10 protein-coding genes and 3 tRNA genes are annotated in these 15,451 nt (G+C 65.8%); 8 read left to right on the top strand and 5 right to left on the bottom strand.

Going from position 1 to position 15,451, the window contains the following annotated elements; translation table 11 throughout:
- Positions 1 to 99: 99 nt before the first annotated feature.
- The 5 genes from ACAM51_RS25250 to ACAM51_RS25270 all read left to right on the top strand — a co-directional run bounded on the left by ACAM51_RS25250 (position 100) and on the right by ACAM51_RS25270 (position 2,960).
- Positions 100 to 372: an HU family DNA-binding protein gene (locus ACAM51_RS25250; protein ID WP_008906675.1), complete on the top strand. Its 273-nt coding sequence runs from the start codon at positions 100 to 102 to the stop codon at positions 370 to 372.
- Between the two features lie 15 nt (positions 373 to 387).
- Positions 388 to 463: transfer RNA gene (locus tag ACAM51_RS25255), tRNA-Val, on the top strand.
- Between the two features lie 60 nt (positions 464 to 523).
- The gene (locus ACAM51_RS25260; protein WP_369642247.1) at positions 524 to 2,452 is read left to right on the top strand and encodes a SurA N-terminal domain-containing protein; all 1,929 of its coding nucleotides are present in this window, start codon (positions 524 to 526) and stop codon (positions 2,450 to 2,452) included.
- Between the two features lie 48 nt (positions 2,453 to 2,500).
- Positions 2,501 to 2,576, top strand: a tRNA-His gene (locus tag ACAM51_RS25265).
- A gap of 180 nt (positions 2,577 to 2,756) precedes the next feature.
- Positions 2,757 to 2,960 (top strand): hypothetical protein, encoded by a 204-nt coding sequence (locus ACAM51_RS25270; RefSeq protein WP_369642248.1) that lies wholly within the window; start codon positions 2,757 to 2,759, stop codon positions 2,958 to 2,960.
- 127 nt (positions 2,961 to 3,087) lie between these two features.
- Here ACAM51_RS25270 and ACAM51_RS25275 read toward each other — a convergent pair.
- Positions 3,088 to 3,164: transfer RNA gene (locus ACAM51_RS25275), tRNA-Arg, on the bottom strand.
- Between the two features lie 215 nt (positions 3,165 to 3,379).
- Here ACAM51_RS25275 and ybaL point away from each other — a divergent pair.
- Positions 3,380 to 5,131 carry a YbaL family putative K(+) efflux transporter gene (gene ybaL / locus ACAM51_RS25280; RefSeq protein WP_218294245.1) on the top strand — a complete coding sequence of 584 codons (1,752 nt, stop codon included), beginning with the start codon at positions 3,380 to 3,382 and terminating at the stop codon, positions 5,129 to 5,131.
- A gap of 64 nt (positions 5,132 to 5,195) precedes the next feature.
- Here ybaL and ACAM51_RS25285 read toward each other — a convergent pair whose 3' ends face one another.
- The 4 genes from ACAM51_RS25285 to ACAM51_RS25300 all read right to left on the bottom strand — a co-directional run bounded on the left by ACAM51_RS25285 (position 5,196) and on the right by ACAM51_RS25300 (position 10,968).
- On the bottom strand, positions 5,196 to 6,986 hold the full coding sequence (locus ACAM51_RS25285) for a M14 family zinc carboxypeptidase (RefSeq protein ID WP_369642249.1): 1,791 nt from the start codon (positions 6,984 to 6,986) through the stop codon (positions 5,196 to 5,198).
- 372 nt (positions 6,987 to 7,358) lie between these two features.
- A complete protein-coding gene (locus tag ACAM51_RS25290; RefSeq protein WP_369642250.1) occupies positions 7,359 to 8,468 on the bottom strand; it encodes an endonuclease/exonuclease/phosphatase family protein in 1,110 nt (369 codons plus the stop codon).
- 54 nt (positions 8,469 to 8,522) lie between these two features.
- Complete coding sequence (locus tag ACAM51_RS25295; protein WP_369642251.1) at positions 8,523 to 9,098, bottom strand: nucleoside-diphosphate sugar epimerase; 576 nt, start codon at positions 9,096 to 9,098, stop codon at positions 8,523 to 8,525.
- A gap of 37 nt (positions 9,099 to 9,135) precedes the next feature.
- On the bottom strand, positions 9,136 to 10,968 hold the full coding sequence (locus ACAM51_RS25300) for a DEAD/DEAH box helicase (protein ID WP_369642252.1): 1,833 nt from the start codon (positions 10,966 to 10,968) through the stop codon (positions 9,136 to 9,138).
- 242 nt (positions 10,969 to 11,210) lie between these two features.
- Here ACAM51_RS25300 and ettA point away from each other — a divergent pair, with 242 nt between their 5' ends.
- Positions 11,211 to 12,872: an energy-dependent translational throttle protein EttA gene (gene ettA, locus ACAM51_RS25305; RefSeq protein WP_010460919.1), complete on the top strand. Its 1,662-nt coding sequence runs from the start codon at positions 11,211 to 11,213 to the stop codon at positions 12,870 to 12,872.
- Positions 12,873 to 12,930: 58 nt separating this feature from the next.
- Positions 12,931 to 15,390: a DUF1631 family protein gene (locus ACAM51_RS25310; RefSeq protein ID WP_369642253.1), complete on the top strand. Its 2,460-nt coding sequence runs from the start codon at positions 12,931 to 12,933 to the stop codon at positions 15,388 to 15,390.
- Positions 15,391 to 15,451 lie beyond the last annotated feature (61 nt).

Below are 15,451 nucleotides of genomic sequence, written 5' to 3' on the forward strand. Positions count from 1 at the left end.
CCCCCGTCTGTTTTCAACCAGCCCTTGGCTGTGCTTTCGGACGTGTGAAGACCAGATATCCGCGAGACATTCCATCAACTCTTTTCCGAGAGGCTTCTTGTGAACAAAACCGAACTGATTGAGCACATCGCTACCAACGCCGACATCTCCAAGGCCGCTGCTGCTCGTGCCCTGGAATCCACGATCGAGGCCGTCAAGAAGACCCTGAAGAAGGGCGGCACCGTTTCGCTCGTCGGTTTCGGCACTTTTGCGGTCGGCAAGCGCGCTGCCCGCACGGGCCGCAATCCCCGCACGGGCGCAACGATTAAAATCAAAGCTGCTAAAGTTCCGAAGTTTCGTCCTGGCAAGGCATTGAAAGATGCCTTGAACTGAGGATCAGTTTAGGTGGGGTCCTTAGCTCAGTTGGTAGAGCGGCTCCTTTACACGGAGTAGGTCGGCGGTTCGAGACCGTCAGGACCCACCATCACCGAACAAAGGCGAACGCAAGTTCGCCTTTTGTTTTTTGCCTTCTGAAAGATCGACCATGTTTGAATCCATCCGCAAGCACTCCAAGATCGTCATGGTCTTATTGTTCTTGCTGATCATTCCATCGTTTGTGCTGGTGGGCATTGACAGCAACTACTTCTCTGAAAAGAGCCCTGTGGTCGCGCGCGTCGATGGCAACAAGATCAACCAGACCGACTGGGACAACGCACATCGCATGGAGACTGACCGCATGCGCGCGCAGTCTCCCTCGGTCGATCCCAAGCTCCTGGACTCGCCGCAGGCCCGCTATGCCACGCTGGAGCGGCTGGTGCGCGACCGGGTACTGGCCGCCGCCGCGAAGGAGATGCATCTGGTGACGAGCGACTCGCGCCTGGCCCGCAGCCTGCAGGAGATCCCCGCGATCGCCGGGCTCAAGCGCGCGGACGGCACGCTCGATGCGGAGGCTTACCGGGCCCTGGTGGGTACGCAAGGCCTGACACCCGAAGGCTTCGAGGCGAACGTACGGCGTGATCTTTCCACCAGCCAGGTCCTTGGCGGCGTGATGGGTTCGGTGTTCGGCACCAATGCCCAGGTCAAGGTCGCGCTGGATTCGCTGTACGAGCAGCGCGAAGTCCAGGTGGCCCGTTTCAAGTCCACGGACTTCGCCGGCAAGGTGGTGCCCACGGATGCGGACCTGGAGGCGTACTACAAGACCCACTCCGCCCAGTTCCAGCAACTGGAGCAGGCCGCGGTGGAGTACGTGGTGCTGGACCTCGACAGCGTGCGTTCCGGCATCACGCTCAATGAGGATGATCTGCGCACCTACTACAAGGAAAACGTGGCGCGCATGGCAGGCAAGGAAGAGCGCCGTGCCAGCCACATCCTGATCAATGCCCCCAAGGAGGCCTCTTCGGCCGACCGCGAGAAGGCCAAGGCCCGCGCCACCGAACTGCTGGCACAAGTGCGCAAGGCGCCCGCCACGTTCGCGGAGGTTGCCAAGAAAGCTTCGGACGACAAGGGTTCGGCCACGGGCGGCGGCGACCTGAATTTCTTTGGGCGTGGCGCCATGGTCAAACCGTTTGAAGACGCGGCCTTTGCGCTCAAGAAGGGCGACATCAGCGATGTGGTGGAAACAGACTTCGGCTACCACATCATTCAGCTGACCGACATCAAGGCGCCCCGCCAGCCTTCCTTCGAAGAGCTGCGCCCCGCCATGGAGGCGGAGCTCAAGCAGCAGCAAGCCCAGCGCAAGTTCGCGGAAGTGGCCGAAGCGTTCACCAATGGTGTGTACGAGCAGGCTGACAGCCTCAAGCCGGTGGCCGACAAGCTCAAGCTGAAGGTGCAGACGGCATCCGGCATCACCCGCACGCCCGCGCCCGGTGCGGCTGGCCCGCTGGCCAATGCCAAATTCCTCGAAGCCCTGTTTTCTTCGGACTCGCTGCAGAACAAGCGCAATACCGAAGCCGTGGAAGTCGGGCCCAGCCAGATGGCAGCCGGCCGCGTGGTGCAGTACACCCCCGCCAGGACACTGCCGCTGGAAGAAGTTCGCGCCCGCGTGCGGGAGCTTTACATTGGGCAGAAGGCGTCGGAGCTGGCGCGCAAGGAAGGCGAAGCCAAGCTGGCAGCGTGGAAGGCGACTCCGTCCAGCGCCAGTGGCTTGAGCGCCCCTGTCCAGATTTCACGCGAGCAGGTGCAGAGCCTGCCCCGGCCGGTGATTGATGCAGCGCTGCACACACCCACGGAACCCCTGCCGGCCTGGACTGGCGTGGACCTGGGAGCTGAAGGCTACGCGGTGGTGAAGGTCAACCGTGTGGTGCCACGCCAGGCCCCCGATGCGCAGCGTGCCCAGCAAGAACGTCAGCAATACCTGCAATGGTGGGCATCGGCCGAGGGCCAGGCGTACTACGAGATGCTGAAGAAGCGCTTCAAGGCAGAGATCAAGGCGCCTCGTCCGTCCGCCCTGGCACAAGCTACCGCAGAAAATTGATCAAATTGGCCGTGGGATGAAAATCCCAGGCTATAATACAAAGCTACGGTGGCTGTAGCTCAGTTGGTAGAGTCCAGGATTGTGATTCCTGTTGTCGTGGGTTCGAGCCCCATCAGCCACCCCAAACATGCAAAAGCGCTGCAACGATAGTTGCAGCGCTTTTTTGCTTTTGAGGCCCGCAATGGAGTTCTCGGTCACCAGCGCGCCCCAGGCGGGGGCATCTTGGTGGCTGAAGGCCTCAGTGGTTGCCGCAGATCTTGTGGCACAGCGCATACTGTGCCTTCATTCCTTTTCGGAGCCTTCCATGAGCCTTTTGATCCGCGATGCGTCGCCCAGTGAAAAGCGTGGCAACGCCATGTCCGCAGCCCTTGCCAAGGAGCAACTGGAGTATGCGGTCCAGATCGTGCGCGAGGTTCTACCCCAGAGCGCGGGAGATGGCGCCTTGATCGGAGCGGTGGTGCAGGCCATTGCCATGAACTACGCGGCAGTTCCTCAGCCCAACCGATAGTGGTTAACGCTGTCCGGGGCATGGGGCTGCCCGGGCAGGTGGGTGCGAAACCGCATGGATGCCTTTGTGGCCTGTGCCCTGCTTTTTGCAGAGGGGCTTGGTACAGCACCTGGCCTGTAAAGGAAGCTGGCCTGCCCGGAGGGACTCGAACCCCCGACCTATAGCTTAGAAGGCTATTGCTCTATCCAGTTGAGCTACGGGCAGATAGATGGAGATGGGCTTTTGGCGCACGGGGGCCTACTTGCCTTGCGGAAATCTTCCGCAACCGCGCGATGGCGCAGAGCGTGGATCATAACCCGTGGCCAGTGCTGCCCTGCACAGACCCGCCCGCGCTGATGCGGTGGTAGCAGGGGCAAGGCGGATGCGGTTATAACGAGGCCACACGCGCTCGCCATCCATTTCCTCGATCTGGCCACACCATGCCCCACAGCGTCACGCTCATACACACCATTGCTGCTGCGCTGGGGCTTGCTTTGGCGCTGGGTTTCGTGGCCGCGCGGTTGCGGCTGCCCGCGCTGGTCGGGTATCTGCTGGCGGGGGTGGTGATCGGACCTTTTACACCCGGTTTTGTGGCGGATGCAGCGATGGCCAGCCAGCTGGCAGAAATTGGTGTGATGCTGCTGATGTTTGGCGTCGGCCTGCATTTCTCCCTGGGGGATCTGCTGGCCGTGCGAAAAATCGCCGTGCCCGGGGCTGTGGTGCAGATGATGGTGGCCACCGCGCTGGGCATGGCGCTGGCCACCTGGTGGGGATGGGGGCTGGGCGGCGCCCTGGTGTTTGGCCTCGCGCTGTCGGTGGCCAGCACGGTGGTGCTTTTGCGTGCCCTTGAAAGCCTGGGTATTCTGGACAGCCACACAGGCCGCATTGCCGTGGGCTGGCTCGTGGTGGAAGACCTGGCCATGGTGCTGGTGCTGGTCTTGCTGCCGCCGCTTGCCGGCTGGCTGGGCGGCAGCGGACCCGATGGCGCCGCGGCGAAGGATGTGGATGGCGCGGCACTGTGGCAGGCCCTGGGATGGACGCTGCTGCAGGTGGGCGGCTTTGTCGCGTTGATGCTGCTGGTGGGGCGCCGCCTGTTTCCGTGGGTGCTCTGGCAGGTGGCACGCACGGGCTCGCGGGAGTTGTTCACGCTGTGCGTGGTGGCGGCCGCCGTGGGCATTGCCTTTGGCTCAGCGGCCCTGTTTGGGGTTTCGTTTGCGCTGGGGGCCTTTTTTGCCGGCATGGTGATGCGTGAATCAGAGTTCAGCCACCGGGCCGCGCAAGAATCCCTGCCGTTGCGCGACGCTTTTGCCGTGCTGTTCTTCGTCTCCGTCGGCATGCTCTTCAACCCGGCCGTGCTATGGGACCGCCCGGTGCAGGTGCTGGCGGTGGTGGCGATCATCATGCTGGGCAAGACGCTGGCCGCGGCCGCGCTGGTCCTGGCATTTCGCTATCCGCTCAATACCGCCCTCACGGTGTCCGCGAGCCTGGCCCAGATCGGGGAGTTCTCCTTCATCCTGGTGGCGCTGGGTTCTTCGCTGGGGTTGCTGCCACCTGAAGGGGCCAGCCTCGTGCTGGCGGGGGCACTGATTTCGATGGCGCTCAACCCCATGCTGTTCCACGCCATTGCTCCCTTGCAGACCTGGCTGCGCGCTCGCTCGGAGCTGGCGCGGCGGCTGGAGCAGCGGGACGATCCGCTCGCGGAGCTCCCCATGAGCACCGACGCCCGGTATCTCGCTCGGCAGGTGGTGCTGGTGGGCTATGGCAGGGTGGGGCGCCGCGTGGCACAGGTGCTGGTTGCCAATGACATTCCATTCGTCGTGGCGGAGCAGAACCGTGAACTGGTGGAGTCATTGCGGGAAGCGGGCATTGCGGCGGTCTTTGGCGACGCCGTGGACCCCGCGGTGCTGATCCAGGCCCACATCGCACGGGCCGCGATGCTGGTGATCGCAACACCGGACACGCTCAATGTGCGCCAGATCATCACTACCGCGCGCACCCTCAATCCCCACATCGAAACCGTGGTGCGCAGCCATAGCGGGGACGAGGCCCGCAGGCTGGCGCAGGAATGCGACAGCACGGTGTTTCTGGCCGACGAGGCACTGGCGCAGGCCATGGCCCGCCATGTGCTGGAACGCACGGAGGCCCGCCTCGCACGCCACACCAGCCCGGCATCGCTGCACAGCCGGGTCTAGCTTGGTCTTTGAGGCCTGTAGCGCTTTGGTGGAAAGCGCTGATAGCTATGAATTGAATAGCAAGTCAGTCGGTTTCTTCAAATACCAGTGCCGGAGGCGCCATGATGCGCGCGGTGTTCCCCAGCTCTTCGATCAGGTGGTTGGCGAAATAGCTGTTTTGCGTGTCCGGCTCCAGCGCGGCAAGGGCCAGGTTGGCGCGGGGCTGGTTCAGCGGCACGTAGAAGCTGCCCGCAGGCACGTCGATGGCGCTGCGCACGGGCGACACCTGTACACGCACGATTCCTGTGCCACCCGCGATGGTGCCAATCACATCCTGGCGGTCGCCTGCCTCGCGGGCGGTTTCACGGTAGATGTCGGCCAGCGCGGAGCCCGGCTCGGCCACGCGCATGACCTGCAGGCCCAGCAGCCTCAGGCGCTCGACGGCGGCGGTGGAGCTGGCCGAAAGCCAGTAGCCGCAGGGCCGGGCCCGGGTCTTGGTCGGGCGCAAGGTGAGGGAGGAGTTCCAGTCCACGCGGATGGGGCGGTCTGCCCCTGTCTGCGGGTCGAGGAAGTCCAGCTCCCGCTGGGTGGGCGTGGCGGCGGCCTCGATCACGGCCTGGTCGCGGCAGGCGAGGGCACTCACATCCCGAGCGACAAAGGAGCGGACCTGCTCCAGGTTGCCGGCGCGCTCGGCCGTGCTGCGCAGCGCGCTGGCGATGGCCGTGACCTGCGAATGCACGCGGCGCTGGATGTGCATGCGCCCGATGCCCACGCCCCGTGTTTCGATCAGCAGGCTCACCGTGTTCTTCAGGCCGTTCACGTTGCGGCCCGTGTCGGGCTGTGTGCCGCCCATGGAGATGCGCTTGTCCTCCGGATTGGTCGAGGTGGTGTAATACCAGTCGCTCGTGAGGCCCTGCGCCTTGAGCGCTGCCACCATCGGCTGGTGGTACCACTCCTGCGAGGCCTTGGTCAGGAACTCGGGGTAGTTGGCGGTGGTGGTGTATTGCAGCAGTGCGTCGTAGCGCTGGATGGCATTGAATTTTTGCAGGTAGCGGCCCACCACGGTGTATTCGTGGGCGTCCACGACGAGGATGGGGCGGTAGTCATTGACCACCTTGGCCAGCGCGCGGGCCTCCGGGGTGTTGAGCAGCAGGTGGTCGCGGTTCATGTCCACGCCATTGGCCGTGACACGCGTACCCACGGCCGCGCCGTCGGGATTGGCCCGGGGCACCACCACCACATTGATGCGGTCGAGCAGGGGCTCGAGCAGCCCCTGCACCAGTTCGCGGCTGATCACCAGCAGGGCCTCGCTGCCCGCAGGTTCATCGCCATGCTGTTGCCCGACCAGAACGACCGTCGGCCGGCCACTCGTGTCCAGGTTGGCGGGCTCGGTGCCAGCGGCACGGGTGACCAGCAGCCCCTGGATGGGCTCCCCGCGTTGGGACGTGCCCAGATGGAGCAACTTGGCGCGCGTGGGGCCGCGGGGGGCCGGTTCAGCCAGCGAGAGCAGCCATTGGCCGAGTTCGGCATTGGTGGTGAAAGCCCGGCGGTCCGGGCCCAGGCCAGGCGTGCTGTAGGCCACGGCGGGGTCGGGGAAGCGGGCTGCCACGGCTGCGCCATAGGGCGGTGCCATGGGGCCTTCGTTTTGGACCACCAGCGCGGCGGGTGGTGGCAGGGGGCTGGCGATGGCCCCCTGACGTTGCGCCTGCGATGCCTGGCCCAGCGGCGTGGGCACCACGGTGCCCTGCTGCACACGCGGCAGCGGGGCCGGTGCGGTGGTCCTGGCGGCAGGGGTGGACGGCCAGGGGGGCAGGGGCGTGCTGGAGCAGGCCGTCAGCAGCACGGCGACCAGCAGCGCCGACGCGCGCAAGGGCATCCGCCTTGTCGAAAAGGCGGGTGCAACCAGGGCGGCAGGGGCGTCCGTTGGGTGGCGGAGAAAAGGGGAATGCATGGTCATGGTGGTTTCTGCCATTGGGAGCCTCGCGGGCGGCTTGTTACGGTGATGTTACCTGCCCGCCCCCGCCGTACCGTGTCGGCGTACATCCCGTTGCAAACACAGGGTTGACACCCGGATTGCCGCTTTTCCACGCAGTTTCACCGGCGACTCTCGGAGGCGCCTTGCCGCACAGGCCGGGTGATCGCAGCCCCTGGGGGCTCAGCGCCGTCCCCCCCCGCGAGCGCGGGCACGGGCATGTGCCATCCCGCAACCGCCGAATGCGCGCCGGGCCGCGGCGTGCCGTGCCCGCGCTTACATGCCCGGGCCGGAAGCGAGCGGGCTGGATGGAGGCTCCGCCGCCGCATGCGCGGCCGCTGGCGCCCCGGGTGCAGCCGTGGTCGCCGGCATCATTTTCAGCCGCAGCAGCGCGCGCACGAACCCGTGGTCCGAACGGGTGCGGTCGCGCCCTTCATGCAGGTGGTCATTGAAGTAGTCCACCCGCCGCACGTCGCCAATGCTGTTTCGGCCGTTGTGCACGAACTCCTCGCTCACCAGGATCTGGTCGAGCACGCTGGGCGAGCCCTGGTGGATGTGCGAGTACGCCACATCCTTCTTCAGCGCCGCGTCGCCCTGCAGGTCGTAGGCATTGAACAGGGCCACATCGCGGGCGGAGCGGTCGTAGGCGATCTCGTTCGTGGCGCAGATGAGCTGCGTTGTCACGCTGTCGGGCGTGTCGTTGAAATCCCCCATCACCACCAGCGGCACGCTGGTGCGGTGCAGCAGATCGATCACCAGGCAGCGCAGCGCCATGGCCTCGGCGCCCCGCATGATCAAGGAACGCAGGGAGGCCAATGCCATCACCTTGCGGTCGTCCCGGTCTTCCGTCGGGTTGCCCTGCGCATCCTGCAGGAATTTGGGGCGCTTGGACTTGAGGTGCGCGGTCAGCACATTCAGGCGCTGACCATGCTTCATGCGCAGCGTCAGGACCAGTGGCGGCCGCTCAAAGCGCGCATGCACCGCCAGCCCCGGTACATCCACGTGAAAGCCCGGCGGGAATTCCGGGAACGACTGCAAGGCTTCCACCTTGAGCCTCGTGGCGATGCCCACGCGTGGCGTGCCCTGTGCACCGCCATGCGTGGCGTCGTTCTCCGCCCCGGGCACGGCCACGAAGTCGTAGCGCAGGCCGCTGCGGCCGATGGCCCCCTTGAAGGCCGCGTCGTCCCATACCTCCTGCACCGCCAGCACATCGGCATTGAGCATGCGGAAGCGGTCGCCCAGCCAGGTGAGCTTGCGATCAAACTCGGCCTGGGTGTACGGATCCTGGTTCTCATAGAACAGGCGGCCCGGGTTGGCCAGGTTGAGCACGTTGCAGGTGGCCACCATCAGGGTGGCCAGGGGCTGGGGTGGGTCGTTGGGGCGCATGGGCAGAGCATCGCACAAGGATGCCGCGGCTGCGGTCCGCACCGGCTGGCAGGGTCAGAAGGCCCGCAGCGCGTCGCCCGCCAGCACATGCAGTCCGGCAGGGCCTGACCGCACGGCCCGCACGAGCGCCCGCGCCACATCGGTGCCCGGACGGGCGCGGTACTTGGCGGGAATGACCGGATCCAGCCACCTGAACAACTTGATGGAGATGGATTCGGCGGGGCGCGCTGCCTGTTGCAGGGCCTGGCGTTCCCCGATGAGCAGGGAAGGGCGCGCGATCACCAGCGTGGCAAAGCCCAGGCTCTGAAGGTCGCGCTCGACCTCGCCCTTGACGCGGTTGTAGAAGATGCCCGACTGCGCGTTGGCGCCCATGGCGGTGACCACGCCGCAGCGGGTGGCCCCGGCGGCACGCGCTGCGCGGGCGGTGGCCAGCACGGCGTCATGGTCCACGGCGCGAAAAGCGCTCTGGCTGCCCGCGGCAGCCATGGTCGTGCCCAGCGTGATGTAGACCTCGTCAATGGGCGGCAGGGCGGGCAGGGCGGCAAAGTCCACCGCGTGCAAGTGCAGGCGGGGGTGGCTCGTGGCTGGCGCGCGCCGTCCCTTGGCGTGCAGCACATGCACGGCTGCCACGCGCGGGGCGCCTGGAGCGCCCCCTGCCTCATCCGTCTCAGCGGTTAAAAGACCCGCGAGAACCGCCTGGCCCACGAGACCCGTTGCCCCGGCCACCAGAACCACCCGTGCCTCCGCCATAGCCGCCACCTCCACCGTTGCCGCCACGATAACCGCCACCACCACGGCGACCGCCGCCGCCCATGCTGTCCACGCTGGTGCGCATCGGATCAGGCTGGCCGCCCGCGCCGCCGCCGGCATGGCCGGAACTGCGGTGGCCCGGGTTGGCGTGGCCCATGTGCGTGCCCAGGTGGGCATTGGCGCGTGGAGGTTGCGAGTCGTCATAGCGGTTGCCGCCTTCGTAGCCGCCGCCACCACCACCGCCGCCGGAGCGGCCGCGTGCAGGGGCCTGGCCACCAGCGCGTGCGCCGCCGCCCTGGCCGCCACCACCGCCGGCACGGGCGCCGCGCGGGCTGTTGCTGCTACCGCCGCCGCCTGCTGCTGCGCCACCACCGGCGCGGCCGCCACGGCCGCCGCCATTGCCACCGCCGGCTGGGCGGGGGCCACGGTCACCGCCGCCGCCACCGCCGCCAGCACCCTGGCCTGCCTTGTTGGTGCGGATGCGTTCCATCATTTCGCTGCGCGCCGCCTTGGCGGCGGCCTGCATCACTTCGCGGCTCGGGGGCTTGCCGGCGCCACCCCAGATGGTCTGGCGGCCCATGGCGATGGGCTCGGCCTTCTCGCCTGGCTCGGGCCCAAAGCCTTCGATGATCTGCACCGGGATCTGCTGCTTGGTGAAGCGCTCGATGTCCATCATGAAGCCCTCTTCGTCCATGCAGACCAGGCTCACGGCTTCACCGGTGGCGCCAGCGCGGCCCGTGCGGCCGATGCGGTGCACGTAGTCTTCCGAGACGTTGGGGATTTCATAGTTGACGACGTGGGGCAGGTCGTCGATGTCGATGCCGCGCGCGGCAATGTCGGTGGCCACCAGCGCGCGGATATCACCGCTCTTGAAGCCAGCCAGGGCCTGCGTGCGGGCGCTCTGGCTCTTGTTGCCGTGCAGGGCCATGGCCTGCACGCCGTTCTTGGTCAGGAACTCGGCCACGTTGTTGGCGCCGAACTTGGTGCGCGTGAACACCAGCACCTGGCTCCAGTTGTGCTGCTGGATGATGTGCAGCAGCACCTGCTTCTTCTTGCCGCGGCCCACTGGGTGGATCACTTGCGAGATGCGCTGCACGGTCGTGTTGCGCGGCGTGACCTGGATGCTCTGCGGGTTCTTGAGCAGCGTGCCCGCCAGCTCGCGGATCTCGTCGCTGAACGTGGCGGAGAACAGCAGGCTCTGCTTGTCCTTGGGCACCAGGGCCAGCACCTTCTTCACGTCGTGGATGAAGCCCATGTCCAGCATGCGATCGGCTTCATCAAGCACCAGGACCTGCACGGTCGACAGATCCAGGAAACCCTGCTGCTGCAGGTCCAGCAGGCGGCCCGGGGTGGCCACCAGGATGTCCACGCCGCGCTTGATGCGGTCGATCTGCGGGTTCATGCCCACGCCGCCGAAGACCACGGTGGAGTTGATGTCGAGGTACTTGCCGTATTCGCGCACGGACTCTTCCACCTGGGCGGCGAGTTCGCGGGTGGGGGTCAGCACCAGGGCGCGGATGCCCTTGCCGCCGAACTTGTTCTTGGGTGCAGCGCTTTGCGAGAGGCGGTGCAGCATGGGCAGGGTGAACGCGGCGGTCTTGCCGGTGCCAGTCTGCGCGCCGGCCAGAAGATCGTGGCCTTCCAGAACGGCGGGGATGGCCTGGGCCTGGATGGGCGTGGGGGTTTCATAGCCCGTTTCGTGCACGGCCTTCAGGATGGCAGGAGCCAGGTTCAGTTCGTCAAATGTCATGTCGTTGATTGCGCCCGTCCGGGGCGCTGGGTATCAACCTGTCGTGCAACCGGGGGGTTGCCGAGCCAGTCTCAGGCTGATGAGGTTCAGGATTGGGAGCCCGGAAGCGTTGCTTCTTTCGTCCCCAGCAGTGTGCTGATGTGACGGGCAACTGGAGCCCGCTACGGTGGGTATTGTCGCATGGCCCGATAATCTCGGTTTGCACGCAGAATTTCTGCTCACTTTTGCAGGTTTGACATTCAATGGCCCAATACGTTTTCTCCATGAACCGCGTCGGCAAGATCGTGCCGCCCAAGCGGCAGATCTTGAAAGACATCTCCCTGAGCTTCTTCCCGGGCGCCAAGATCGGCGTGCTGGGAACCAACGGTTCGGGCAAGTCCACCCTCCTGAAAATCATGGCGGGCCTGGACAAGGAAATCGAAGGCGAAGCCATTCCCATGGCGGGCCTGAACATCGGCTACCTGCCCCAGGAGCCCCAGCTGGATCCCACGCAAACCGTGCGGGAGAGTGTGGAAGCGGGCATGGGCAAGCTATTTGCCGCCAAGGCCCGCCTGGAGGAGGTCTACACCGCCTACGGCGCCGAAGACGCCGACTTTGATGCGCTGGCCGCCGAACAGGCCGAGCTGGAGGCCATCATCGCCACCGCCGGCACCGACTCCGAGCACCAGCTTGAAATTGCCGCCGACGCGCTGCGCCTGCCCCCCTGGGATGCCAACATCGGCGTGCTTTCTGGTGGTGAGAAGCGCCGCGTGGCCCTGTGCCGCCTGCTGCTCTCCAAACCCGACATGCTGCTGCTCGACGAACCCACCAACCACTTGGACGCGGAATCCGTGGACTGGCTGGAGCAGTTCCTGCAGCGCTACTCCGGCACCGTGGTGGCCATCACCCACGATCGCTACTTCCTGGACAACGCGGCCGAGTGGATCCTGGAACTGGACCGTGGCTCCGGCATTCCCTACAAGGGCAATTACTCCGACTGGCTCACGCAAAAGGGCGCACGCCTGGAAGCCGAGCAAAAGGGCGAAGAAGCCCGTGCCAAGGCCCTGAAGAAGGAACTGGAATGGTCGCGCCAGAACCCCAAGGCCCGCCAGGCCAAGAGCAAGGCCCGCCTGGCCCGCTTCGAGGAATTGAGCGACTACGAATACCAGAAGCGCAACGAAACGAACGAAATCTTCATTCCCGTGGCCGACCGCCTGGGCAGCCAGGTGATCGAGTTCAAGAACGTCACCAAGTCCTTTGGCGACCGGGTGCTGATCGACAACCTGAGCTTCAACATTCCCGCGGGCGCCATCGTCGGCATCATCGGCCCCAATGGCGCAGGTAAATCCACGCTGTTCAAGCTGATTGCCGGCAAGGAAAAGCCGGATTCGGGCGAAGTCGTCATTGGCTCCACCGTCAAGATGGCCTTCGTGGACCAGCACCGCGATGACCTGTCCAACGACAAGACGGTGTGGGAAGACGTGTCCGGCGGACTCGACATCCTCAATGTCGGCAAGTTCCAGATGGCGAGCCGCGCCTACTGTGGCCGGTTCAACTTCAATGGCGGCGACCAGCAAAAGAAGGTCGGCATGCTTTCCGGCGGCGAACGCGGCCGCCTGCACCTGGCCAAGACGCTGATTGCTGGCGGCAACGTGCTGATGCTCGATGAGCCGTCCAACGATCTGGACGTGGAAACTTTGCGGGCTCTGGAAGATGCGCTGCTGGAATTCGCCGGCACGATGTTGGTAATCAGCCACGATCGCTGGTTCCTGGACCGGATCGCCACGCACATCCTGGCCGCCGAAGGTGACAGCCAGTGGACGTTCTTTGACGGCAATTACCAGGAATACGAGGCGGACAAGAAGAAACGCCTGGGTGAAGAGGGTGCAAAGCCCAAGCGGATGCGTTTCAAAGCCCTCAAATAAGGCGTCAGGTCAAGTAGCATTGCATCTGGAAACTTGTCGTCCGATTCCTTCCCCCACCATGTCCCAGACTGCGTCTCGCTCGAGAACCGTTTTCCGTGCCTGTGTCGTCAACGCCGTGCGCGGGGGCGAGGCGCTGATGCAGCAACTGGTCAAGGTCACGCAGGCGGCCTTGACGGAGGAAGAGTCGGCCAACCGCAACATCCAGCAGCGCAACCTGGTCAGCGACAGCCTGCGGCTGCTGAACCAGCATGAGGCTGCGCTGGTCAAGGGCTACCCCATGGCCTTGCTGGAGATCTTCGCCGAAGGGCCGGGCATCGCCAAAGGCCGCAGTTCGGCGGAAGACACGGGCATGGACTTCGGCGAACTCTCGCTCATGGATGAGAGCGAGATGCAGGCGCAGGTGGAACTCTCCAAGGCGCAGCAGTCGGCGCTGCACGCCACCGACGCGGTGCTGGCCGAACTCAATACCCTGGTCAGTTCGGCGCAAGGCCTGCGCAGCGTGCAACCCGAGCGCAACCCCTTGCGCCCTGAAAGCTACATCCGCGCCCTCCAGCAGGTCGTGGGCGACACGGGCGTCTCGCCCGAGGTGCGCCAGCTGTGGATGCAGCACATGCGCGATCTGCTGGGCAAGCTCCTGGTCGATGAGTACAAGAAAACCGCTGCGAGCCTGAGAGAGCACGGTGTGCAGCCGGTCGGCTATGCGGTGCTGGGCACGCCATCCGGAAACTCGGGGCGCGGCGGAGGATACGGCGGCCCTGGCATGAACACCGGCATGGGGACGGGCTATGGCGGGGGGTATTCCGGCTACGGAAACTCCATGGCAGCAGCGATGGGAGACTATGGCACCACCGGCTATGGCCGGGGAATCGGCCCGGCGACCGGCTGGAGCGGCGATTCCATGCAGTCGCCCATGGCGCCCGCCGCGGAAGAGGCCCTGTTGACCGTGGGCATCCTGCGCCAGATGCTGGCGGGTGGCGACCCCTTCGATCCGCGTGCGTACGGGGCGGCGATGCCCTCGCAGCCGGTGGCGCTGCAGCCTGCGTGGGTGGCGTCGCCTCAAGTGGGGGGCGCCGTGGCCGGAGCACAGGCGATGCCCCATGGCGGTGGCTATTTCCCTGCGGGCGCCGCGGCGGAGGCCATCGAGGACATGGCCCAGCTTGAACGCCTGGTGGGCCGCCTTGCAAGTGGCAGCCAGTCGGCTTCGCTGTCGGCCCCGCTGTCGGGATGGCGGGGCCCCGGGGTGGCGCCGGTGGTCTATGCGGCCATGCCGATGGAGGCCGCCACGCAGTCCACGGCCATGGCCATCGAAGTGGTCGGCCGCATGATGGAGAACATTGCGCAAGACTCCCGCCTGCTGCCGCAGGTCCAGCAGGCCGTGAAGAGTCTGGAGCCTGCGCTCAAGCAACTGGTGCGGCACGATGGGCGGTTCTTCTCCGACGGAACCCATCCCGCCCGGCGCCTGCTCGACGAGCTGACGCAGCGCAGCCTCGCTTTCACCGCGGAATCCACGCCCGGGTTCAGCCGCTTCATGCGCCTGCTCAATGGGGCGGTGGAGCACCTCACCACCAACGAAATCAAGGATGCGGGGCCCTTCGACACGGTGCTCAAGGCCCTGCAATCCGCCTGGGAGGCGCAGGAGCAGAAGATCAAGGCCCACCAGGAGGCGCAGCAGAAAGCCCTGTTGCATGCCGAACAGCGCGAAATGCTGGCCGAGAAGATTGCGGCGGACATCCGCAAGCTGCCGGATCTGGAGAATGTCCCTGCCGACGTGCTCGATTTTGCGGCAGGCCCCTGGGCCGATGTGATCGCGCTGGCGCAGGTATTGAAGGCGGACGACAGCCGGGATGAAGATCCTGGTGGCTATCTGGCGCTGGTTCCAGTGCTGCTGTGGAGTTCGCAGCCAGACCTGACGCGCAAGGAGCCTGACCGCCTGAATGAGGCGATTCCCGGCTTGCTGGCCAAGCTGCGCAAAGGGCTCAAGACCGTCAACTACCCTGCCGTCCAGACCAGCGCCTTCTTGCAGCGGCTGGTGGGCCTGCACCAGTCTGCCTTTGAAAAGCCCGCGCCCGCCCCCGTGGCGGCAGCGCCTCAGGCAGAGCCAGAGCCGGAGGCCGATGCTCCGCCGCCGGCGCCGCAGCCTGCCGAAGCCGCATCCTCCGCCCCGGTACCGGAGGACAGCGCACAGGCGCCTGTCGAGGCAGCCCCCGATCCCTATGCCGATTTCGTGATCGGTGCCTGGGTCGAGCTCATCACCAATGGCCGGCTGGTGCGCACCCAGCTCACCTGGGCCAGTCCGCATGGCACGCTGTTCCTGTTCACGGCGCCCGATGCGAGCACGCAGTCCATGACGCGGCGCATGCGCGACAAGCTGGCCGCGGAGGGTTCGTTGCGCGTCGTGCCAACCCTGCCGGCCACCACCCGTGCCCTGGATGCCGTCGCCGCAGGAGCGGCCCGCAAGGGTTCGGGCGGATCCGGGTCGATATCGGGCTCCAGGTCTTCCTCTTCCAAGACGCGCTAGAAACCAACCGGCCCCGGCTCCGGCGGCATTCCAGGCCCTGGTCCAGCGGCTGCGACGGGGC

The sequence above is a fragment of the Acidovorax sp. A79 genome, from assembly GCF_041154505.1.
Classification (GTDB): domain Bacteria; phylum Pseudomonadota; class Gammaproteobacteria; order Burkholderiales; family Burkholderiaceae_C; genus Acidovorax.